Below are 23,105 nucleotides of genomic sequence, written 5' to 3' on the forward strand. Positions count from 1 at the left end.
ACCCATTTTTTATACTTAATAAATTATTTATTTTAACATTTCATTTGTTAACAAATACAAATAAAGGGTACAATAACCTTCAGTTACTGATTGATCGTCACAAAAAGCAGCTTTTAAGGCTAATTCTTTACGATTAATACTATTAAGCTAAGACTTTACCGCCGTAAAATGACTGCCATATTGTTAAGTGTCTGTCTAAAAATTTCATTTTAGTTATGTCTAAATAGGAACTTTTAACTATCTTTAGGTTCACAGTCTACAGCGGCACGTATTGTTGCCACGATGAAAGGTTTTTAAGTCTTAGTAAAACTCACTCTAAGCTATTGCTTAAAATAGCAATTAAAAACATTAGAGAATGAGAGAGTGTTTAAATTCAAGGCAGACAATGTTAAACACCAATAATCCAGAATTTCTAACGTATGCAATTAAGCGTACGTAAACGCTAGCCCAATGCTAGATAACAAATTTTATTAATTTTTAGGTAATTTTATTATGCAAAATCCACATATTTTAATTGTTGAAGACGAAGCTGTAACCCGTAATACCTTACGTAGCATATTTGAAGCTGAAGGTTATGTTGTTACTGAAGCTAATGATGGCGCTGAAATGCACAAAGCCATGCTTGAAAATAAAATTAACCTCGTGGTGATGGACATCAACCTGCCAGGTAAAAATGGTTTGTTATTAGCGCGCGAACTTCGTGAAATCAACAATATTGGCTTAATTTTCCTAACCGGTCGTGATAACGAAGTTGATAAAATTTTAGGACTAGAAATTGGCGCTGATGATTACATCACTAAGCCATTTAACCCACGTGAATTAACCATTCGTGCGCGTAACTTATTAACTCGTGTAAACAGTGCCGTCACTGAGAACGAAGAGAAAGGGTCTGTTGAATACTACCGTTTCAATGACTGGAGTTTAGAAATTAATAGCCGCTCATTAGTGAATCCACAGGGTGAATCTTACAAGTTACCACGCAGTGAATTCCGTGCCATGCTTCACTTTGTAGAAAACCCGGGCAAAATACTAACCCGTGCAGATTTACTAATGAAAATGACTGGCCGTGAGCTTAAGCCACATGATCGTACTGTTGATGTCACCATTCGTCGTATTCGTAAGCACTTTGAAAGCTTAGCTGACACGCCTGAAATCATCGCTACCATCCACGGTGAAGGCTACCGTTTTTGTGGTCACTTAGAAGATTAATTATCGACCATCACATATGGGTACGATAAAATAAAACCGAGCCTATGCTCGGTTTTTTTATGTCTGAGGTTATTTTTATGATATGAATTAGGCGAGTTGATTTATCCTCCTATTCTGATGATTTAAAGTTTATATAATTTGATTCCGTTATGCCTCATGCCTAATATACTGCTGACTAACATTAAATGGATTAATCCTTCATGGCCAATAAGTTACTATTACTGACGCGCGAAAATGAAATTTACCGTGAATTAATAAACCAGTGCAACTTACCCGATTTAGTCATCTTAAATGACGAGTCAGACAGTATTATTGAAGCCGATATTTGGTTTGCAGAACCCGCCCTTGCTGCACCATTAATTAGCCAGACTAAAAATTTACGTTGGCTGCAATCAACCTTTGCTGGTGTAGATAAACTCGTCATACCAACACTGCGACGTGACTATCAACTGACTAATATTCGCGGTATTTTCGGCCCATTAATGAGTGAGTATTTATTTGGCTATTTACTCGCCCACCAGCGTGAGCACCTAAAATATAAACAGCAACAACAGCAACAAATTTGGGCTCCTGGGCGTTATAGAACGCTACAGGGGCAACATTTACTGCTGCTTGGCACAGGTTCAATTGCACAGCATATTGCAGCAACGGCTGAGCATTTTGGGATGACAGTAACAGGGATAAATCGATTAGGTACTGCAACCTATGGATTTGATCGGGTCGATAGTATTGATAACTTAGCTCTACACCTCAGTCAAGCCGATGTAGTGGCCAGTATTTTGCCTAATACCCCTGACACCGATAATATTCTCAACCAGCAAACCTTAAGCTTACTAAAACCAGAAGCCATCATTTTCAATTTAGGGCGTGGCAATGTGCTCGATTTAGATGCACTCACAGTTCAATTGAATCAAACACCAAATCAACAGGCTATTTTGGACGTATTTAGTCAAGAACCCTTACCTAAAACGCACCCAATTTGGTCTTGTGCTAATGCTATTATTACTCCTCATATCGCTGCACCGAGTTTTCCCGAGCAAATTGTTGCACTATTTAGCAGCAATTATCAGTTATGGCAAAATCAACAACCATTAAATTTTATTGTCGATTTTGATAAAGGCTATTAAAGATCAGTGGCTTAATTTAGCTATTTATATTGCAGACAGTATAAAAACAATAAATGTCGTATTTTTATCCAAAAAGTTATTGCCAATGATAACTGTTTTCATTTAGAATTAGATTCATCCAAGGGAATGGCTATATTGATATCCCTTTTTCATCTGAGTTCTAGAGGCTAATATGTACGTTTGTCTTTGTCATGCAATTACAGATAAGCAAATTAAAGAAGCAGTTCGCCAAGGCGATTGCTCGTTAGCTGATGTCAGAAAGCGTTTAGGTGTTGCCGATCAATGTGGTAAATGTGCCAGAATGGCGAGCCAGATTATTAGCACTCAATTAGAGTTCGAGCCAAACTTCTACGAAGTGGCCTAAACCACAAGATTATTTAAAGCCCCTAATTCAATAAAAATGCAGCCAGATGGCTGCATTTTTGTTTATGGGTTTGATATGCATTTATTATCCCGAGCTGAGGTTACTTATAATTTATCAGCGCAATATTTTAATACTGTTAAAAAAACAGCGGTGTTGAATCTTCAAACTCTTTTATCATTAACGGATCATATTGCCAGACCTGATTAATTATATCTGCCGTTAATACTTCACTAGGGCTGCCATCTCCCACAACAACCCCTTGGTTCAAAATCACTAATCTATCCGCATAACGAGACGCGAGATTAAGATCATGCAATACCACAATAACTGAGTAGTTATGATCAGTAGCTAAACTCCTTGCCAGAGCTAACACCCTGTGTTGCTGCGCTAAATCTAACGCTGACGTGGGTTCATCTAACAGTAAAATAGGTGAACTGCCAGCTTGAGCAAGCTGAGCCAATACTCGTGCTAACTGTACCCGCTGTTTTTCCCCTCCAGAAAGCGTAGGGTAACGACGGTATTTAAGTGCTGATAACGCTACTTTATCTAATTGTTGATCGACTAAAACATTACCTTGCTGCAGGCTTAGCGTCAGTGGATATAAACCCATTTGTACCACTTCAAATACTTTAAAAGGAAATGTCAGTGAGGCATGCTGTGGCAATACCGCTAATGACTTAGCCAGTTGTGCGCGATCCCAGTCCTTAAGCGGACGTCCTAAAACAGTTATTTGTCCGCTAGCTAAAGAGACTTCTTGGCATAAGCTTTTTAATAAGGTTGATTTTCCTGCGCCATTGGGGCCGAGTAACGCGGTCACTTGTCCCGAGTGCAGTTCAAGATTAACGTCTCGAAGAACAGCTTTATTCGCTATATTAACCGACAAATTAGTCATACTGATGGTGGCAACTCGAGCGGCAGTATCGGCATAATTGCTTACACTGTTTGGGAGAACACAATCATGACTCGAACGGCTATGATCATTAACGCGATAGTCAGCAGGGCATAAACTGGCTGAACTTAACGCATCAAGGTTGGTGCCCATTGTGGATGAGTAAGATTTCATGGATAAATATTTCAGCATATTAACCTAACTTATTACGCTGTTTAAGAAGCAGAACAATAAAGAATGGTGCGCCGAGTAAAGCGGTAACTAACCCTACAGGAAGCTCAGATGGAGCCACGATTGAGCGAGCCCCTATATCAGCAATAACTAGCAAGGCAGCGCCTAAAATAGCACTTAACGGTAATAACAAACGATGATCTGGGCCAATCAGCATTCTGACTAAATGCGGCACAACCAAACCAATAAAGCCAATAATCCCCGTTGCAGCGACAGCAATTCCCACCCCTATTGCACACAGTACAATTAGCTTAAATTTGAGTTTATCGACATCTAAACCTAAATGTCGAGCTTCTGCTTCACCGAGTAATAATGCATTAAGTGCCTTAGCATTTTGATTAAACTGCCAACTGATCACTGCCAGTGCAACTAAACTCAGGATCACATAATGCCACTGAGCACCAGCAACTGAGCCCATTTGCCACAGGGTTAAATCCCGTAATGCCATGTCACTGGCCATATAGGTGAGTACGCCAATACCCGCCCCGGCCAAGGCTGCAACCGCCACCCCTGACAGCAATAGTAATACCACTGAAGTACCGCTGGGGCTTGCAGCTAAACGATACACCACTAAAGTGGTCAACAAGCCTGCAAAAAAAGCACTGAAAGCCACTAAATATTCGCCGCCATGTGGAAATAGCACTATACAAATCGCCGCACCTAAAGCGGCACCGGATGACACACCAATAATGCCAGGGTCAGCTAAAGGGTTACCAAACAAGCCCTGCATGACAGCCCCGCATTGAGCAAGCGTTGCCCCAACAGCAAGTGCTAGCAAGGTGCGTGGTAAACGCACATTATTAATCACTAGCTGCTCGTGAGGAGCGACACTGGCAAAGTCTTGCTGGGTCGCCCAATTCACCATGGCATTAAAGCTAGTCATCGGACTAATTTGTAACGGCCCAATGCTGACCGATAGCAGGCTGGTGACCATCAATGCGGTGCATAAACAAGGCCAAAGCCAGCGTTGATTTTCCATGATATATCCTAATAAAGCCGACTTTTTTTGATATAAATCATGATGATTTTTTTATTGTCATAAAATCACTGGCAAGCTGGTCTGCCGCCAATATGGCACTTAAACCGAGTCCACCGAGTAATGCTTGAGATGGCAGACTTTTAACTTGGTTCTGCTCACCCGCTGGGGTGTGTTTAAGTAATGGCATGGCTTGAAGTAGTTCATTAGCGGGATCGGTTGACTCAGCGTCACTGCGGTTTGAAATAAGAATCACATCGGGTTGCAGCGCTAAAATGCCTTCCTGTGAAACACTTTTGTAGCCGTCAAAGCCTGCAATATTTTGTCCACCCGCTAAGTTGATAATAATGTCAGCGGCGGTGCCATTACCGCCTACACGAGCTGGTCTGTCGGGTTGTAATAACAAAAACAGCACTTTTGGTGCCTCGCCTAATTGGGCTATTTGCTGCTGTTTGGTATTCAATCGACTAAATGAAAGTACAATTTCTTTCTTTAACTCAACCGCCTGCGCCTTACGGGACAGTAACTCCCCTATTTGATCAACATGACTTAGCAGCTCAGCCTCAGTCTCTGCACTAGGTAAACTCACCACCTTAACGTTTGCGCTACTCAGTACCTCAAGCGTACTGTTAGGCCCCATTGCATCTGAGCCGATGAGTAAACTCGGTGAGAGTGCCAAAATACCTTCCGCAGACAACATTCGGTGATAACCCAGCTTTGCTACAGAATCTAGCGCAGCGGGTATATGACTTGTAGAGTCGACACCCACTAACTCATTACCAGCGTCTAAAGCTAACACAAGTTCGGTGATGCCAGCGCCAGCGCTGACAACCCGATTTTCAGCGATTGCAGCTTGGCTAAAAATAGCTGCTTGTCCAAAAACGATGCTAACAAGCAGTGCGGTCATCCTCATCATATTGGTGGGTAATGACTTGTTTGAACTCAACACAGATAGCTGTTGTGTCTGCGATAACTGGGGTAGCTTGAACATAACTTAACTCCGAATAAATAAATCGTGCTGAATCGCCTATATGATGGCTACCGTTACGGTTCCATTAAAATTTGAGTATTACTAATTTGTTGTCGTTGCAATAAGGCTAATAGCGTCATTAGCGGCTGAACAGGCGCATTCTTATCTGCTGCCACCACCACGCGGATATCAGGGGTATCATTCAATATATGAATAAAAGCGGCTTCAAATTGATCAAAATCAGTAAATGTTTCACCGTCTAATGCCCAGTACGGCTCAGTGGCTAAAATATTGATCGCGATATGCTGCTCCTGAGACAAGGCTGTTAATTCAGAATTAGCTTCAGTAGGTATATCGACGGGTAATGTCAGCAGCTGGGTATTTGCCGTCAGTAATAAAAACACCAACACAATAAAGATAATGTCGATAAGTGCGGTTAAATCTATCCCAGTACTAGATTGTCCAGCAGGTGTCTCTGCGCAGATCATCTATTTGGCTCCGTTAATTCAGTTGTCATTGGTGTTGCTGCATTAGTCATCTGGGCGCGAACAATAGCTGATACTTTTCGATAGGGTTCATCACAGCCAATACTTAACGCCTGGTCAAAACCTTCTAGCCACAAATTCAATTGATTTAATCCATGGGCGATATGGTTACAACGCTTGTCAGCCCACAAACCCAATAAATTCGACAAGGTAATTGCGGGTACGGCAATAATCAATCCTGCCGCTGTGGTATTCATCGCAAGCCCCAAGCCAGTGGCTAATTGTGACGGGGTCACTGGGCCATCTGATAGTCCTAATTGAGTGAACATTTCAATCAGCCCAAGTACCGTGCCTAATAAGCCAAGTAAGGGAGTGATAACACCAATAATGTGCAATACCTTTAAACCGGATTGCAGTTTATCTTTTTGCTTTAATAACCACATGTTTAAGATTTCTTCACGCATTAAACGGGGCTGTCCACCATGGGATAACAGCAATGCGCTTCCTTGTGCTAGCATGCTACGGCCTTGGCTTAATAAGGTGATAAGTTGCTGCCGTTTCTCGGGTGTCGCACTGCGGGCTTGTTGCCTTAGCTCTGTCAACCATGCATCACGGTTTAATAACTCGTTGATAATCAGTGCAACACGTTCAAGCACAATTAACAGCGTTAAAGAAGCACAGATAATCATTGGCCAAGTTAGATAGCCTAATTGGTCTGAAAGCTGCAAATATAATGATTGAGACATATTGGTTTCCTCTATTGAGACTAATTAAGTGCAAATTTCACTGGCACTCTAACCGTATATGCATAAGCGGTTTGCGGTGTCGGGGCCGAAAACTGCCATTGCTCAACCGCATCTATCGCTGCGGCATCAAGTAAGTTATACCCCGAGCTATCCACCAGCGTGAGCGATAACTGCTCACCAATTTGGTTAAACATCACTTCCACAGTCGCTGTGCCCTCAAAGCCACGTTTACGGGCTGCTTTAGGGTAATGAGGCTGTGTCGGAGGTGCTAAAAATGTCGGTTGTGGCAAGGCCACTGTTTGCTGTGTGACCCCAAGCGAAGCGGATGCTAAAGTTTTTTGCGTTAAAGTATCCGCAGCAAGGCTAGCCAAATAAGTAAGCGCTGAATCATCGGTATCAGCTTTAATAATCTCAGTATCTATTGCGGGTTGAATGGTAGGTTTAGATAAAGGTTGGACGGTTTTAACCGCTGCCATGACCTTTTCAGGTTTAGCCTCAGGCGTCACCATGGTATGAGCCGTTGATTTAACCTTAACGATTGGTTTAAGGTTAACCGCAGTTTCAGCTATGGGCTCATCAATTTGAGTCGGTTCTTTTGCAGCGTTAACCGTACCTTGAGCTTGAGTGCTAGCTTGCATAGCTATAACGACACTGACCGCTTGCTTTACGCCCATTGCAGCGCCTTCAGATAGCTGAATAGTCGACTCACTTATTTGAGAGGCAAGCACTCCTCCTTGAATTAAAATCGTTATACATCCAAAAGCAAAATATCGTTTAGGTGTCATCAGCAATATTCTTCTACTGTATCTGTGTGGTCAAATATCAACACTTCCCATCAAAGTAAGTCATATTTAGAATGTTTACATTCTTTACAAACATATTAATTACAGCGGGTTATGTTGAAAGATTATATTTAATAAGCAGAATATACATCAACAGTAATGAGATCGCAAATGATAATGATTTTCATTTGATCTATGTTTTGTTATCCGGTAGAGTGTGGAAATAACCCGTCAATGATTACGTTTGGTGCTTAAGTAACCTCACATTTCTGCTCAATAGATTGTTAGCAAAACTGCACTTATCAGCATTGTGATTGCACCGCGTACTCAACAATATTTCAAGTTTATGACTTTAAGGATTTAACAATGACCAAAAAGCCACTCGTTGTAGCAATGGCAATGGTTTTCAGTACCACCGCATATGCACAGCAAAATAAGACTGTTACTGAATTTGATGAAGTATTGGTTACCGCAACGCGTATTCACGAAAAAGTATCCGATACTAGCCGCAGCGTAGTGGTGATAAGCGAAGATAATATACAAGAGTCGCAACCATCTTCTGTTGCAGATGCATTGAAAAATCAAGCTAACGTTAACGTCACTAATGGCCCGCGAGCTTCATCTCAAGGGGTTGAAATTCGAGGATTAAGTGGACAACGTGTATTACAAACTATTGATGGTGCTCGTCAGAATACTAATTCTGGTCATCGTGGTAGCTATTTTATGGATCCTGAGTTACTGAGCTCAATTGAAGTAATACGCGGCCCTGCAAGTAGTTTGTGGGGCAGTGGCGCAATTGGTGGCGTTGTGGCGCAAAACACTAAATCAGCTCAAGACTTTTTAGAACAAGACGATAAGTTTGGTGGTTACATTAAGCAAGGTTTTGAAAATAATGGCGATAAAATTAAAACCAGTGGCACCATTTACGGTTTAGCGGATCAAATTGATTGGCTATTAAGTGGCAGCTATCACGACAGTAACAACATCAAAATAGGCAATGACCAAGCCCTTGAGAACAGTGCAGCAGAATCCACAAGTGGCTTAGCCAAATTAGGTTGGCAACTCACCGATGATCAACGTCTGCAATTTTCAGCACGACTTGCTGATAACGACGAATTAGTCCCAAGTAATCCCTCGACTCATGTCGGCAGTTCGGTGCCATTAGTGCAACGTCATATCCAAGATCAAAATGTCACTGTGGCCTATAGCTTGAACCCTACTGACAATCTATTACTCGATCTCAACAGCACTGTGTATTGGAACAATACCCGCTTTGATGAGGATCGCGTGACTAAAGGTCAATTTGATACCACTGAATTTGAAACTATAGGTTTTAGCTTAAATAATAGCTCAACGTTTGCTTCTACTGTACTGACCTATGGTGTTGATGGTTATCAAGATAAGATTAATACTGTCCGTGACGACTTTAATCAAGTGGGTCAACGTCCTGATAGTATTGATGGTGAAACGTCGGTTTGGGGCGCCTTTACCAAAGCCGATATCGCATTAACCGACAGCATAGCTTTAGATGCCGCGGTACGTTATGACACCTTTAAAAATCAAAGTAATAACTTGAAGCTGTCATCTGATGATAATGCATTAAGCCCTTCCCTTGGTCTAATGTGGGACGCCACTAAATGGCTCACTTTGAGTGCACGATATGATGAAGCATTTCGCGCCCCAAGCATGGAAGAAATGTATTCAACAGGTTCACATTATTGTATTCCGTCCATTCCAAGATTCTTACCTAATGGCTTATGCAATAACTTCCAAATCAATCCTGATTTACGTGCTGAAAAAGCACAAAACAAAGAGATTAAGGCCGACATGCGCTTTGCTAACTTAGCGGGTGATGATGAATTAGCCATGACCTTAAGTGTATTCCGTAATGATGTAGATGACTTTATCGAGCAAACCGTATCTAACCCGCTTCATGGTATTCCTGGGCTTGAGCAAACAACCTCGTGGGATAACGTTGATGAAGCCAAATTAACGGGTTTTGAATTCACAACTCGTTATCGCTACCAACAAACTCGCCTAGCGGTTAACTACGGTCAAACAGAAGGCAAAGATAAAACCACTGACCAATATTTATCAAATATTCCGGCTCAAAAAATCGGCTTTGATTTATCGCAATCTATCATGGAAGGCGATATGAAATTGGGCACACGTGTTAATTACGTTGCAGAACAAGATCAATTACCCAAAGCCAACAAGCAACAATATGACTCATACACCCTATGGGATGTCTACGTAGCCTGGGAGCCTGCGATGGGCACCTTTGAAGGTTTACGTGTCGACTTTGCCATTGAAAATATCGGTGATGAAGAATATCGCCAAGCATGGCAAACCTTGTACGAACAAGGCAGAAACTTCAAATTAGCGGCACGTTATTCATTCTAATGATGATATCTCGCACATTAACCAACACATTGGAGCTATTCCATGGCGATATCAGTCGACATAATTAAGCAGTATTTAAATGACAACCCAGCGGCAATGCCCGCACAAGTGGCTGCCGAATTAAATGCCACTGAACTTGAGGTGGTACTGGCTTTACCTGCAGAGCAGTTGGCTTTATTGCCGCTCACTGAAAAAGATACCTTACTGACCTCACTACCAGAATGGGGGCCGATGACGACGATAATCTCGATATCAGGCAGTATTTTTGAATTTAAAGGGCCATTCCCAAAAGGAAAATACGCACATGGGTACTACAACTTAATCACCAAAGGTGATGGTTTACACGGCCATTTAAAATTGGACGATGTGAGCGCAATTGCACTTATCAGTAAGCCATTTCGCGGGTCAGAAAGTCATTCAATTAACTTTTTTGGCCAGCAAGGTGAAGTGATTTTCAAAGTGTATTTAGGCCGAGATCAACAACGCGTATTGCTAAGCGATCAAGTTGCACGTTTTCAGGCATTAAAAAACAACGTGTAACCCAAAGCTTAAAGCACTTATTTGAGCGGTACTCGCTGTGCAGCTCAATGATAAAACGATTAGACAACGTATCAATACAGTGGAGAAAATCCTGATGTCGGCAGATAAAGATCAACGTTTACGAGAAAAGCTACTACCAGAAATTGAGGAATTTAAAGGGCAACGTTTAAGCCTACAACTTGCTACCCAAGATGCCGATGGCGTTCCCAATGCTAGTTATGCACCGTTTGCCCTCGCTGATGATGGCTTTTATATTTTAGTGAGTGAAATGGCTCGCCATGGCACTAACTTGAAAGTCTGTCAAAAGCTGTCTGTCATGCTAGTTGAAGATGAATCAGAGTGTAAAAGCGTATTTGCCCGAAAACGCTTAACTTTCGATGCAACTGCTGAAATAGTTACCCGTGACAGTGAAGCATTTATCAAAGGTGTGGCGGCATTATCTGCACGTTTTGGCGAGATGATTGATAATTTAGCAGCACTAACCGACTTCAATCTATTTAAACTCAATCCACACCAGGGTTTATATGTTAAAGGGTTTGGTCAGGCATTTAGTTTGTCAGGCGCAGAGCTATTAGATGTAGATTGGAAGCGTGATGGCCACCACGGTAGTGCGGAAAAAATAGTTAAAATTGCCTGATATCTATACTTATCTAGAACAAGCATTTTGGCTGAATTTTTACTCCCTCTCACTGAAAATTATCATAAATCAACAAAAAAGCTCACGTTAACGACGTGAGCTTTTTTGCATTAAACATTGTATAGCGAGTCAGTATTTAACTGCTGACTTTGATTCGATAAATTACTCTTCACTGTCCAGCTTATCAATTACGTTATTATCACTGACAGTACCCATAGCTTCAATTTCAACACTGTCTACTCGCTGCAAGCCTCTTGGCAGTTTAGCGCCACGTCGGCCACGCTCGCCGCGGTAATGCTCTAAATCACTGGCTTTAAGGGTGAGTTTACGCTTACCGGCCCACAGGGTCACCGCTGCCCCACTTGGTACTACGTTTAAGTGCATCAATAATTCTTCACGGTTTTTGGCACGCTCGGTTGGAATGCCAATAATTTTATTGCCCTTACCTTTAGATAATTGTGGCAAGGCATCTAAACTGAACATCAGCATGCGTCCTTCACTGGTGATGGCTAATAAAGCATCATCAGCACCTTTAGTAATAAGCTTAGGTGTTAGCACCTGCGCATTAGCCGGTAAAGATAACAAAGCTTTACCCGCTTTATTACGGCTGACCATGTCTGAGTAAGCACCAATAAAGCCATAACCTGCATCACTGGCTAATAGGTAACATTGTTCGTCCTCACCCATAATGACATGCCGCATCACAGCACCTGGTGCCATGTTAAAGCGAGTCGTGATCGGTTCGCCCTGGCTTCTAGCCGATGGTAAAGTATGGCTGTCGGTGGCAAATGCACGACCTGATGAGTCGACAAATACTGCCGCTTGATTACTTTTACCTATGGCGCTGCACAAATAACTGTCACCCGCTTTATAGCTTAAGCTTTGTGGGTCAACATCATGACCTTTAGCACAACGTACCCAACCTTTATCAGACAATACAACCGTAACAGCTTCTGTTGGAATAAGTTCTTGTTCGGTTAATGCCTTTGACTCTTTACGCTGAATAATTGGCGAGCGACGATCGTCACCAAATGTTTCACCATCTTGAATTAGCTCTTTTTTGACTAAGGTTTTTAAGCGGCGATCTGAACTTAAAATCAGTTCTAGCTTGTCACGCTCGGCCATTAGCTCATCTTGCTCAGCTTTGATTTTAAATTCTTCTAGCTTGCCAAGGTGACGTAGCTTTAACTCTAAAATAGATTCAGCTTGCTTGTCACTTAAGTTAAAACGAGCCATTAACTCCGCTTTAGGATCATCATGAAAGCGAATAATTTCAATCACTTCATCGATGTTTAAAAACGCGACCATTAAGGCTTCAAGAATATGCAGACGCGCAATCACTTTGTCTAAACGGAATTGTAAACGACGGGTCACCGTAGACACGCGGTACTCTAGCCATTCAGTTAACATGGTCAGCAGGCCTTTCACCTGCGGGCGACCATCAAGTCCAAGCACGTTTAAGTTGATGCGAAAGCTTTTCTCTAAATCCGTTGTAGCAAATAGATGGGTCATTAATTGGTCGCAATCAACTCGATTTGAGCGCGGTACAACGACTAACCTCACAGGATTTTCATGATCAGATTCATCACGTAAATCACTTACCATTGGCAGCTTTTTGGCCTGCATTTGCAAGGCAATTTGCTCTAGAATTTTGCCACTACCCGCCTGATGTGGCAGTGATGTGATGATAATTTCATGATTATCAATACTGTATACCGCGCGCATTTTAATTGAGCCACGACCGGTTTCGTAAATTTTGGCAATATCAGCACTTGGGGTAATAATTTCTGCTTCGGTTGGATAATCTGGCCCAGGCACCAGTTCCATTAAACGTGCTAAATCGGTTTTAGGGTTATCTAATAACTCGACACAGGCAGAGACTAATTCACGCACATTATGCGGCGGAATATCGGTTGCCATACCGACTGCAATACCGGTGATGCCATTTAATAAAATATGCGGTAGTCGAGCAGGTAATGTTTTAGGCTCTTTCATGGTGCCGTCAAAGTTAACGCCCCACTCTACAGTGCCTTGGGCTAACTCTGACAATAATACTTCTGAAAACTTGGACAGAGTCGCTTCGGTATAACGCATCGCCGCAAACGATTTAGGATCATCTGGGGCACCCCAGTTACCTTGACCTTTTACTAGCGGATAACGATATGAGAAAGGCTGTGCCATTAATACCATGGCTTCATAACACGCGCTGTCACCATGGGGATGATATTTACCTAACACATCACCGACAGTACGAGCTGACTTTTTAGGCTTAGATTGCGCATTAAGGCCAAGTTCGCTCATGGCATAGATGATACGACGCTGTACTGGCTTTAAACCATCACCAATATGCGGCAATGCACGATCCATGATCACGTACATTGAATAATTTAAATAAGCCTCTTCGGTGAATCGGCGTAATGGCATTTGCTCAACGCCATCTAGGCTTAATTCAATCGCATCACTCATCTGTGCTTTCCTGTATTGGATCAGTGGCTTTATAGAACAAACGGTATATATTGCCCTTTAAATCATCTGAAATATAAATTGCGCCATCTGGTGCGGTTAGCAAATCAAATGGTCGTGCGACGGGAAACTCTCCGTCTAAAAAGCTCACTACCGTTTCCCGGTGTGTAATCGTTGTTTTCGGCTGGCTGTTATCTAGTGCCAGCATCACTATTTGGTAACCCACCTTACTTGAGCGGTTCCATGAACCATTTTCAGCCACAAATAACTGCTGTTGATAACGCTCAGGGAACTGAGTGCCGGTATAAAAATGTAATCCGGTTGGGGCTACATGAGCCGGTAATTCAAAAACAGGCGGAGTGATTTTTAAATTGGTTGGCTTATCATATGCAGGTTCTTTAATATCACTTGCATGTATGTAGGGAAAGCCAAAATGAGTGCCTTTTATATCCAGTCGATTAATCTCATCGGCGGGCAAATTGTCGCCCATCCAGTTGCGGCCTAAATCCGCAAACCACATTTGGTTAGTGCCAGGTTCCCAATCAAAACCCGTTACACTGCGAATACCTAAGGCAACTTGCTCACTAGCACCAGTTTGAACATTAATCGCTAGCACACTGCCATAGGGAGCTGGTGCTTCACACACATTACAGGGCATGCCCAAGGCAACATATAATCGTCCATCTGGGCCAAAACGCATCGCGCGGCTATAGCGCTTCTCTAGGTCAGGCAGATTTGAGTAGACTTCTTTAGCGCGTGATGGGCGACGTAAACGATCTTCAATCTCTTCATATTTGATAATTCTGTCTTCTTCACTGACATAAAGATCGCCTTTATAAAATGCTAAAGCATCAGGGTTTTCAAGCCCTCTGGCGATAACATAACGTTTATCTACCTGGCCATCTTGATCATTATCAACTAACGCGTAAATGGTGCCATTTTTTTGCGAACCAACAAATAAGGTGCCATGTTCACCTAATGCCATTTGTTTAATATCGCCTAAATCAGAGGCATACAAAGAAAGGCCGAAACCTTTAGTCACTGTAATCATCACAGATTGAGCGGCATGAACTTGGCTAACAAGCATTGTGCTAAAGCCAAATAATGCACAAGTTTTTGCCGCCCATTGCCAATTAAGCCGGAATGATTTCGATTTGATATACAACATGTAATTATTCATTTGCCTCTAATTTTTATTATTGGCGGTCAAAAACCCATTTAATCAATGGTCTCAGTAAACTTTCTCAATAAAGCAACAGCTTAAACCTGCGCTAAGTCACCTTTGGTTTCTAACCAACTCTTTCTATCAGATGAACGTTTTTTGGCAAGCAGCATATCCATTAATGCATCAGTGCCATCATCATCACCTATGGTGAGCTGCACTAAGCGACGGGTATTAGGGTCCATGGTTGTTTCGCGTAATTGTAATGGGTTCATTTCACCTAGACCTTTAAATCGAGTGACTTGAACTTTACCTTTTTTCTTTTCAGCGATAATACGATCTAAAATACCGGTTTTTTCTGCTTCATCTAAGGCATAAAAAACTTCTTTACCTAAATCGATACGAAATAAAGGCGGCATGGCAATATACACGTGGCCTTTTTCGACTAACACTCGGTAATGCTTTAAAAACAATGCGCAAAGTAAGGTGGCAATATGTAAACCATCCGAGTCAGCATCGGCTAGAATACAAATTTTACCATAGCGCAATTCATCGATATTAGCGCTATCAGGATCGCAGCCTATCGCGACAGAAATATCATGTACTTCTTGAGAAGCCAATACTTGAGCTGAATCCACTTCCCAGGTATTTAAAATTTTACCCCGCAGCGGCATAATCGCTTGAAACTCACGATCTCGCGCCTGTTTGGCACTGCCACCAGCAGAGTCACCTTCCACTAAAAATAGCTCGCCGCGCATAGGGTCTTGACCCGAACAGTCGGTTAACTTACCCGGTAACGCCGGCCCTGAAGTGACTTTTTTACGGGCCACTTTTTTAGCGGCTTTAAGGCGACGCTGGGCGTTACTAATACATAATTCTGCTAATTGTTCAGCAAGATCGGTATTAGAATTAAGCCATAATGAAAATGCATCACGCACAATGCCCGATACAAATGCTGAACTTTGACGGCTAGAGAGTTTCTCTTTAGTTTGCCCGGCAAATTGAGGGTCTTGCATTTTGATTGATACAATAAACGCCGCTTTATCCCAAATATCTTCAGGTGACAGCTTAATACCACGGGGAACTAAATTACGAAACTCACAGAACTCACGCATCGACTCTAATAGACCTTGTCTAAAGCCGTTAACATGGGTGCCTCCTAATGGGGTAGGAATTAAGTTTACATAACTTTCTGTTAAGCTTTCGCCACCTTCAGGTAGCCAGGTAATAGCCCATTCTGCGGCTTCTAAATCGCCTTTAAAACTGCCGACAAAAGGCTCTTCTGGCAATAAAACCGAATCTTTAACGGCTTCTTTTAAATAATCTGTTAAGCCACTTTCATAAAACCATTCGTGGACTTCACCGTTGTGTTTATTGGTGAATTTAATTCTAAGCCCTGGGCACAATACAGCTTTGGCTCGTAGAATATAAATAAGCTTAGTGGTTGAAAAATTGGCAGAATCAAAATAGCTACTATCTGGCCAGAAATGAACGCTGGTGCCAGTATTACGACGACCACAAGTCCCTGTTACAGTTAACTCTTCGACTTTGAAGCCATTCTCAAAGGCCATTTCATAGATTTGGGCGTCACGACGAACGGTTATCTGAACCCGCGTAGAAAGAGCATTAACAACAGAAATACCCACTCCATGTAAACCGCCCGAGAATTGATAGTTCTTATTGGAAAATTTACCACCCGCATGCAGCTTGGTGAGAATAAGCTCAACCCCGGGAATACCCTCTTCAGGGTGAATGTCGACTGGCATACCGCGGCCATCATCGGTCACTGCTAATGAGTTATCAGTGTGTAATGTCACTTCAATTTTTGATGCATGTCCAGCAAGTGCTTCATCGACACTGTTATCGATGACTTCTTGACCTAAATGATTAGGACGAGTTGTATCGGTATACATGCCTGGACGGCGTTTAACCGGATCAAGTCCATTAAGGACTTCAATTGCATCTGATGTATATTGATTAGTCATATTCCACACATTGTTGTTATTCACTCAGCTATAAAGCAGAGTGTTGATTATTAAGGCAGCTGAAGAAATCGACAAATTTTATCAAGCTGTTGCTCGTATCCCACAAAACTGTGGTCGCCATTAGGTTCTAGATGTAATTCACAGCAATGATACTTGTGCACAGCCTGACGATAATCTAACACTTCGTCACCAGTTTGCAACAAAACCAAGAATCTATCGGGGTGGTTAATGACATTTGTATCATATTGCGCTACGGCTATACGATCTTCAGGTAGCACCTGATAATGCTCGTCAATATATGGATTATATTGGGGTCCTAAAAACTCTTCAAATAAATCATACGGTTTTACCGCAGGGTTTACTAATACCGCTTTTCCACCATACTTTTCGGCTAAAAAACTGGCGAAATAGCCACCAAGGGATGAGCCGATAAATCGAAGTGGCTGGCCATTGGCTAATGCTTGTTCGGTGATCTTAGTTAATAATGCCATCGCTTCATGGATTGATGTTGGCACTTGTGGCTGAAAAAATACTAAATCGGGATAATATTGCTTGATATACATCTCTGTTTTCAGCGCTTTATCTGACTGATTTGAACTATTGAAACCATGTATATAAAGCAGCATATATCCTCACGCAACGGTTAATTAACATTAACACGTATTCACAAAACTTATTGAAAAGTGTGTCGAAAGAAGTTAATAACCGCTGGCTTCATTGTCTGGTGTGAAATGATCGCCCGCAACACGATGAACCTCAGTGTGAATGCTACCATCGCAAAGCAGCTCCAGCAAACGATAACCCGGTTGAACGCCATCTAAAGCAAAATGATCGGATAAAGGCTTAAATTGTATACAGGTAGAAGGGGTCGCCATTAATGCGATTGCCCCATGTGGGCCTTGGTGGTGCTGGTTTACTTGCTGATGAACATGCCCCCAGAGTAAACCTTTGACTTGTGGGTATTGACTGACTCTTTGGATAAAGTCGCTGCCATTCGCCATACAGTGTTGATCTAACCAGCCGCATTGCATCAAAATAGGATTATGATGCATGGCCAGTAATACGTGTTTATCTGGCTCAGCATTAATTGCGGCATCAATGATCGAAAACTGCTCTTCTCCCATAAATCCGCCAGGCTTACCACGCACCGTGGAATCCAACATGAGGATTTGCCATTTGCCAGCAATAATCCGTTGCTGACCAAAAATATTGTCACCCTGCATATGTAACGCCATCATACGAGGATCGTCATGATTACCAGGTAAGTAGTGGCATGGTAATTTGGTGGATGATATTTGGCGAACAAAATTATGATAAGAAGTGGCTGAGTAATCCTGGCTAATATCACCAGAGGCGATCACTAAGTCAGCTGTTGCAGAAGAAGCCATGAAAGTATCAATAACCGCTTGCAGGCTATTAGCTGTGTTTACACCTAAAAGCTGAGATTCAGGATCGGCAAAAAGATGCGGATCCGTAACCTGGACCAATCGCACCGATTGATTTTCCTCAAAAGTGTATTTAACAGCTGGTTTCAGCACGTACAATTCCCAAATATATAGTTTTCAAGCAAGTCACTAAAAAGTAATGCTGTGACAACCTATCTTAAGTAGTTCTTCTAAAAATGCATTCACTTGAAATTTTTCATCTGCCTGATGCATGTGTATATTAGGATAATCATATACCGGTTTAAAACTAAAAATCTGTTGGCTAGTTAACACTTCTGCTAATTGAGCATCATGATATATTCGAACCACCACTGTCGGAGACGACACAAATAAGCTGTGCGGTAAATTTCGAGATATCTCAACTAATTGGGTATATCGAGTATTTTCAACCAATGTAATAGCAAGTGAACCAAACTCACCTTCAACTACCCAAGAGGTATCGGCTTCACCCACGTCTGGCAACCACTTTAAAATCAGCGCATAATTTCGCCCACACAATGCTAAAAAAGCACTGACGTTGGGTTGATATCTACTCTTATCTTGGGAACTTAGCTGTGCCAATTGATTCACTTCACCTCAAATATGTAACCAGTTGTTTTAACCTAATCCACTTGATTCTGGTATTGCTGATAATTCAACATTAACCACTGTATACCCAGTACCGTTGATGCATTATCTATTCGACCGGACTTCACCCAATCATAAGCTTGCTCACGGCTAACCACATGAACTTTAATGTCTTCATTTTCGCTATCAAGTCCATGAATTCCGTTTGCTTGACTAGCATCGACACGCCCAAGGTACATGTAAAAACGCTCGCTTGTACCGCCGGGGCTAACAAGATAACTATTGATATAATCAATATGACTGGCGACTAAGCCTGACTCTTCAAATAACTCTCTTGTAGCAACTTGCTCTGGTTTTTCGCCGGGCTCGATCATACCTGCCACAAGCTCAAGAAGCCAGATTGATTTAGTCGTTACTAATGCAGGCACGCGTAACTGTTCGATTAATACGACTTGATCTCGAATTGGATCATAAGGCAATACCACAACGGCATTTCCACGCTCAAATACTTCTCGAGTGACTTCACCACTCCAGCCACCTGCAAACAACTTATGTTTAAAGCGATATTCGTCTAACCGAAAAAAACCTTGGTAGAGCACTCGTTTAGACAAGAGTTCAAAGTCATTGTCGGCATCAAAATTTACTGTCGGTATTGTATTTTTCATAAAAAACCCAATGTTAAGTGGATATATGGTTAAGAAAGTATTCACCACATAATAAGATGAAATAAATTGAATTATTGTTGAGGTTGCCCGGTGTGAAATAAAATCTGTTACACTTCAGAGTTGACTTAAATCGATAAGTTTTTAATAGTCGGATATGTAGCATTCTACGTCTATTGAATAAAAGCTCACTTTGGCCAACTATAAGATACTTAAGCTTAGAAAAAAATCACTTTTTGTAAGTGATATTGCACAAATACAAATACATTAAGATACCGCTATTTGTTATGCTTTTTCTAAACTAATAGTGTTTACAAAATTTAAGCTTTATCGCAATTGCGTTTAAAATGGCGATAATGCTGCCAGTATTTTCCACTTTAATCATTTGATTAAGTGCACTGAAATCGACCTATCAAGGCTAATGCCGTTAGTAATAGATAGGTTTAATAATTAGTTCGTTATATCTTTAACTACAATATTTAAGCATTGTCTAAAAGGGCAGAAAATGAAATTCAAAATGGGTACTCTATACGCAGCGTTATCGTTTGCAGTGTTCGCGCCAGCTCTACAAGCTGACGATTTAATGCAAATTTATCAACAAGCTCTCACCAGCGATCCTATTGTATTGCAAGCACAAGCTCAGCGGAATGCATTATACGAAAACATTGAAGAAAACCGTGCCCCTCTTCTACCAACTATTAGTGCCAGTGTAGGTTATGCCAAAGCATGGAATAAGTACGAAGGTGAATCAACGTTAGAACCCGAAGGATTTACCGGTGGCTTAAAACTAAACCAATTAATATACGACCATAGCGCATGGGTAGGATTAGACCTGGCTGAAATGGCGGCATCGCAAGCCGATGCCTCTTATGCATCAGCACTTCAGTCGCTTATCATTCGCGTGACTAATGCTTATTTCAACGTATTAACAGCTAAAGATAACTTTGAATTCCAAGGCGCTGAAAAAGCGGCTATCGAACGCCAACTTGAACAGACTAAACAACGCTTTGCTGTGGGTTTAACTGCGATTACTGACGTGCATGAAGCTCAGGCACAATACGATTTAGCCTCTGCACAAGAAATTTTAGCTGAAAACACTTTAGCCAATAGCTATGAAGCGCTGCGTGAAATTACTGGCATCGACCATAAATCAATTAATATTCTCGACACTAACCGCTTTTCAGCGGGTGCTCCAGCACCTGAAACCTCTGCTGATTGGTTAAAAATGGCTGAAACGAGTAACCTAGCGTTACTGGCGCAGCGTATTGGTAAAGACATTGCCAACGAGACCATCAACCTTTATAAAGCGGGCCATATGCCAACTCTAAATTTTGATGCGGGTTACACTAAAGGGTTTGAGCAAAAACCGACTACTGACTATGATAGTACTAATATTGGTATCACCTTGCGAGTACCCATCTTTGAAGGCTTCAAAGTTTCTTCACAGGTTAAGAAAGCACAATATCAATATGTTGAAGCCAGTGAAAAACTAGAGCAAACACACCGTGGGGTAGTTAAAGATGTGCGTAATAACTTTAACAACGTCAATGCTTCTATTAGTTCGATCAGAGCATATGAGCAATCAGTGGTCTCGTCTGAAAGTGCATTAAAAGCGACTCAAGCTGGTTTTGAAGTCGGTACACGTACTATTGTTGATGTATTGAATCGTACCCGTGACTTATATGATTCCAAGCGTAAATTATCTGATGCCCGTTACGGTTATATCAATTCAATCGTGGCACTTAAACAAGCGGCCGGTACATTGAATGAAGATGATGTGAATGCCATTAACAATGGCTTAATTAGCCAGTTATAGTCATACCATCAGTGTCATAAAAATGGTCCTTAAAGGGCTATTTTTTTGTCTGTGATCTAATATCTATTAGATCACACATGAGGCATAAAAAAACCAGCTCAAGGGCTGGTTTTTTCATTCTGATTTGTTGCAGGGATTAGCCCTGTGGACGCATCGCTGGGAATAAAATCACATCGCGAATGGTATGCGTGTTAGTAAATAACATCACCAAACGGTCGATACCAATACCTTGACCCGCTGTAGGCGGTAAGCCGTGCTCTAGTGCGGTAATATAGTCAGCATCATAGAACATTGCTTCGTCATCACCGGCATCTTTAGCATCAACCTGTGCTTTAAAGCGGCTGTCTTGGTCTTCTGCATCGTTAAGCTCAGAGAAACCGTTAGCCACTTCACGACCGCCAATAAAGAACTCGAAACGGTCAGTAATAAAATGATTGTCATCATTACGACGCGCTAACGGTGAAATGTCCGCTGGATAACCAGTAATGAACGTAGGTTGCATTAGCTGAGTTTCTGCCGTTTCACCAAAGATTTCTTCTAACAATTGACCACAAGTCCAGAACTTCTCAATTTTCATTCCAATGCTTTTGGCAAGGGTACGCATAAATTCAACGTCTTTAACTTCTTCATAGGTCATTGACTGAATGGTAGCATTGTCTGGATTGTATTTCTTAATCGCATCTAACATGCTTAAACGTGCGTAAGGGCCACCAAAATCAACAGTATGCTCGCCGTATGGAAGTTGTGGAGAACCACAAAGTTCAGTCGCGATAGAGCTTAGCATTTCTTCGGTTAAGTCCATAAGGTCATTGAAATCAGCGTATGCCATATAGAATTCCATCATAGTGAATTCTGGATTATGACGTGGCGATAAACCTTCGTTACGGAAGTTACGGTTAATTTCGAATACTCGCTCAAAACCACCTACAACTAAACGCTTAAGGTAAAGCTCAGGCGCGATACGCAAGTACATCGCCATATCTAAAGCATTATGGTGCGTTTCAAAAGGGCGGGCTGAAGCGCCGCCTGGAATGCTGTGCATCATTGGCGTTTCAACTTCCATGAACTCTTTTTTGATCATGAAGTTACGAATAGCTGAAACCACTTTAGAACGCATAATAAAAGCATTACGTGAATCTTCATTGACAATCAAATCAACGTAACGTTGACGATAACGTGTTTCTTGATCCGTTAAACCGTGGAATTTTTCAGGTAATGGACGCAATGCTTTAGTCAGTAGCTGATACTGTTCCATGTTGACATATAAGTCGCCTTTACCTGACAGGTGAAGTTGACCGGTAACACCAATAATGTCGCCAATATCTAAACCCTGAAACGTCTCTTTCAAGTCTTTTTGAACATCTTTACCCGCATAAGCCTGGATACGACCGCTCACATCTTGAATCACTAAAAAAGGACCACGCTTAGCCATAACACGACCAGCGATAGAGCGCTGAATGCCCATGCCTTCTAATTCTTCTTTAGTGTGGTGACCGAACTCAGCTTCAATGTCAGCAGCCTTATGTTTTCGATCGAAGTTGTTTGGGTGACCATTTGCTGGGCAATTCGTGCGGATGTGATCCAATTTTGCACGACGTTCTGCAATTAACTTGTTTTCATCTTGAGTGTGTTCAGTCATCTTCTTC

21 protein-coding genes are annotated in these 23,105 nt (G+C 41.8%); 7 read left to right on the forward strand and 14 right to left on the reverse strand.

What is annotated here, in order from left to right:
- Positions 1–492: 492 nt before the first annotated feature.
- The 3 genes from arcA (at position 493) to FJ709_RS16695 (ending at position 2,700) form a co-directional block, all read left to right on the forward strand.
- Entirely contained in the window at positions 493–1,209 is a 717-nt protein-coding gene (gene arcA / locus FJ709_RS16685; protein WP_226411268.1) for a two-component system response regulator ArcA, read from the forward strand.
- A 200-nt stretch (positions 1,210–1,409) separates the two neighbouring features.
- Positions 1,410–2,336 (forward strand): D-2-hydroxyacid dehydrogenase, encoded by a 927-nt coding sequence (locus FJ709_RS16690; RefSeq protein ID WP_226411270.1) that lies wholly within the window; start codon positions 1,410–1,412, stop codon positions 2,334–2,336.
- Between the two features lie 172 nt (positions 2,337–2,508).
- Entirely contained in the window at positions 2,509–2,700 is a 192-nt protein-coding gene (locus FJ709_RS16695; RefSeq protein ID WP_226411272.1) for a bacterioferritin-associated ferredoxin, read from the forward strand.
- A gap of 136 nt (positions 2,701–2,836) precedes the next feature.
- Here FJ709_RS16695 and FJ709_RS16700 read toward each other — a convergent pair whose 3' ends face one another.
- The 6 genes from FJ709_RS16700 to FJ709_RS16725 all read right to left on the reverse strand — a co-directional run bounded on the left by FJ709_RS16700 (position 2,837) and on the right by FJ709_RS16725 (position 7,782).
- Positions 2,837–3,592 (reverse strand): heme ABC transporter ATP-binding protein, encoded by a 756-nt coding sequence (locus FJ709_RS16700; RefSeq protein ID WP_226416033.1) that lies wholly within the window; start codon positions 3,590–3,592, stop codon positions 2,837–2,839.
- A gap of 190 nt (positions 3,593–3,782) precedes the next feature.
- Complete coding sequence (locus tag FJ709_RS16705) at positions 3,783–4,799, reverse strand: FecCD family ABC transporter permease (protein ID WP_226411274.1); 1,017 nt, start codon at positions 4,797–4,799, stop codon at positions 3,783–3,785.
- A 37-nt stretch (positions 4,800–4,836) separates the two neighbouring features.
- Positions 4,837–5,787, reverse strand: a complete 951-nt coding sequence (locus FJ709_RS16710; RefSeq protein WP_226411276.1) for a heme/hemin ABC transporter substrate-binding protein — start codon at positions 5,785–5,787, stop codon at positions 4,837–4,839.
- Positions 5,788–5,840: 53 nt separating this feature from the next.
- A complete protein-coding gene (locus FJ709_RS16715; protein ID WP_226411278.1) occupies positions 5,841–6,254 on the reverse strand; it encodes an ExbD/TolR family protein in 414 nt (137 codons plus the stop codon).
- Entirely contained in the window at positions 6,251–6,997 is a 747-nt protein-coding gene (locus FJ709_RS16720) for a MotA/TolQ/ExbB proton channel family protein (protein WP_226411280.1), read from the reverse strand. The genes FJ709_RS16715 and FJ709_RS16720 overlap by 4 nt, the downstream gene beginning before the upstream one ends.
- 20 nt (positions 6,998–7,017) lie before the next feature.
- Positions 7,018–7,782, reverse strand: coding sequence for an energy transducer TonB (locus FJ709_RS16725; RefSeq protein WP_404829973.1), 765 nt, complete (start codon positions 7,780–7,782; stop codon positions 7,018–7,020).
- 363 nt (positions 7,783–8,145) lie between these two features.
- Here FJ709_RS16725 and FJ709_RS16730 point away from each other — a divergent pair, with 363 nt between their 5' ends.
- The 3 genes from FJ709_RS16730 (at position 8,146) to hutZ (ending at position 11,359) form a co-directional block, all read left to right on the forward strand.
- Positions 8,146–10,182, forward strand: coding sequence for a TonB-dependent hemoglobin/transferrin/lactoferrin family receptor (locus FJ709_RS16730; RefSeq protein WP_226411284.1), 2,037 nt, complete (start codon positions 8,146–8,148; stop codon positions 10,180–10,182).
- 42 nt (positions 10,183–10,224) lie between these two features.
- On the forward strand, positions 10,225–10,722 hold the full coding sequence (gene hutX / locus FJ709_RS16735) for a heme utilization cystosolic carrier protein HutX (protein ID WP_226411286.1): 498 nt from the start codon (positions 10,225–10,227) through the stop codon (positions 10,720–10,722).
- A gap of 94 nt (positions 10,723–10,816) precedes the next feature.
- Entirely contained in the window at positions 10,817–11,359 is a 543-nt protein-coding gene (gene hutZ / locus FJ709_RS16740) for a heme utilization protein HutZ (protein WP_226411288.1), read from the forward strand.
- Positions 11,360–11,521: 162 nt separating this feature from the next.
- Here hutZ and parC read toward each other — a convergent pair whose 3' ends face one another.
- From parC to nudF, 7 genes are all read right to left on the reverse strand, one after another.
- Positions 11,522–13,825, reverse strand: a complete 2,304-nt coding sequence (gene parC / locus FJ709_RS16745; protein ID WP_226411290.1) for a DNA topoisomerase IV subunit A — start codon at positions 13,823–13,825, stop codon at positions 11,522–11,524.
- Complete coding sequence (locus FJ709_RS16750; RefSeq protein ID WP_226416035.1) at positions 13,818–14,990, reverse strand: PQQ-dependent sugar dehydrogenase; 1,173 nt, start codon at positions 14,988–14,990, stop codon at positions 13,818–13,820. Before FJ709_RS16750 ends, parC begins: the two co-directional genes overlap by 8 nt.
- Before the next feature lie 92 nt (positions 14,991–15,082).
- Positions 15,083–16,969 carry a DNA topoisomerase IV subunit B gene (gene parE / locus FJ709_RS16755; protein WP_226411292.1) on the reverse strand — a complete coding sequence of 629 codons (1,887 nt, stop codon included), beginning with the start codon at positions 16,967–16,969 and terminating at the stop codon, positions 15,083–15,085.
- Between the two features lie 50 nt (positions 16,970–17,019).
- The gene (locus FJ709_RS16760; RefSeq protein ID WP_226411294.1) at positions 17,020–17,595 is read right to left on the reverse strand and encodes a YqiA/YcfP family alpha/beta fold hydrolase; all 576 of its coding nucleotides are present in this window, start codon (positions 17,593–17,595) and stop codon (positions 17,020–17,022) included.
- 72 nt (positions 17,596–17,667) lie between these two features.
- On the reverse strand, positions 17,668–18,507 hold the full coding sequence (cpdA, locus tag FJ709_RS16765; RefSeq protein ID WP_226411296.1) for a 3',5'-cyclic-AMP phosphodiesterase: 840 nt from the start codon (positions 18,505–18,507) through the stop codon (positions 17,668–17,670).
- A gap of 36 nt (positions 18,508–18,543) precedes the next feature.
- A complete protein-coding gene (locus tag FJ709_RS16770) occupies positions 18,544–18,975 on the reverse strand; it encodes a DUF1249 domain-containing protein (protein WP_226416037.1) in 432 nt (143 codons plus the stop codon).
- A 41-nt stretch (positions 18,976–19,016) separates the two neighbouring features.
- A complete protein-coding gene (nudF, locus tag FJ709_RS16775; RefSeq protein WP_226411298.1) occupies positions 19,017–19,646 on the reverse strand; it encodes an ADP-ribose diphosphatase in 630 nt (209 codons plus the stop codon).
- A gap of 502 nt (positions 19,647–20,148) precedes the next feature.
- Between nudF and tolC the strand changes: the two genes are divergently transcribed.
- On the forward strand, positions 20,149–21,459 hold the full coding sequence (gene tolC / locus FJ709_RS16780) for an outer membrane channel protein TolC (RefSeq protein ID WP_226411300.1): 1,311 nt from the start codon (positions 20,149–20,151) through the stop codon (positions 21,457–21,459).
- A gap of 136 nt (positions 21,460–21,595) precedes the next feature.
- Here the strand turns inward: tolC and lysS are convergent, their stop codons facing one another.
- Positions 21,596–23,098: a lysine--tRNA ligase gene (gene lysS, locus FJ709_RS16785; RefSeq protein ID WP_226411301.1), complete on the reverse strand. Its 1,503-nt coding sequence runs from the start codon at positions 23,096–23,098 to the stop codon at positions 21,596–21,598.
- Positions 23,099–23,105 lie beyond the last annotated feature (7 nt).

It is taken from the genome of Shewanella glacialimarina (genome assembly GCF_020511155.1).
GTDB lineage: Bacteria > Pseudomonadota > Gammaproteobacteria > Enterobacterales > Shewanellaceae > Shewanella > Shewanella glacialimarina.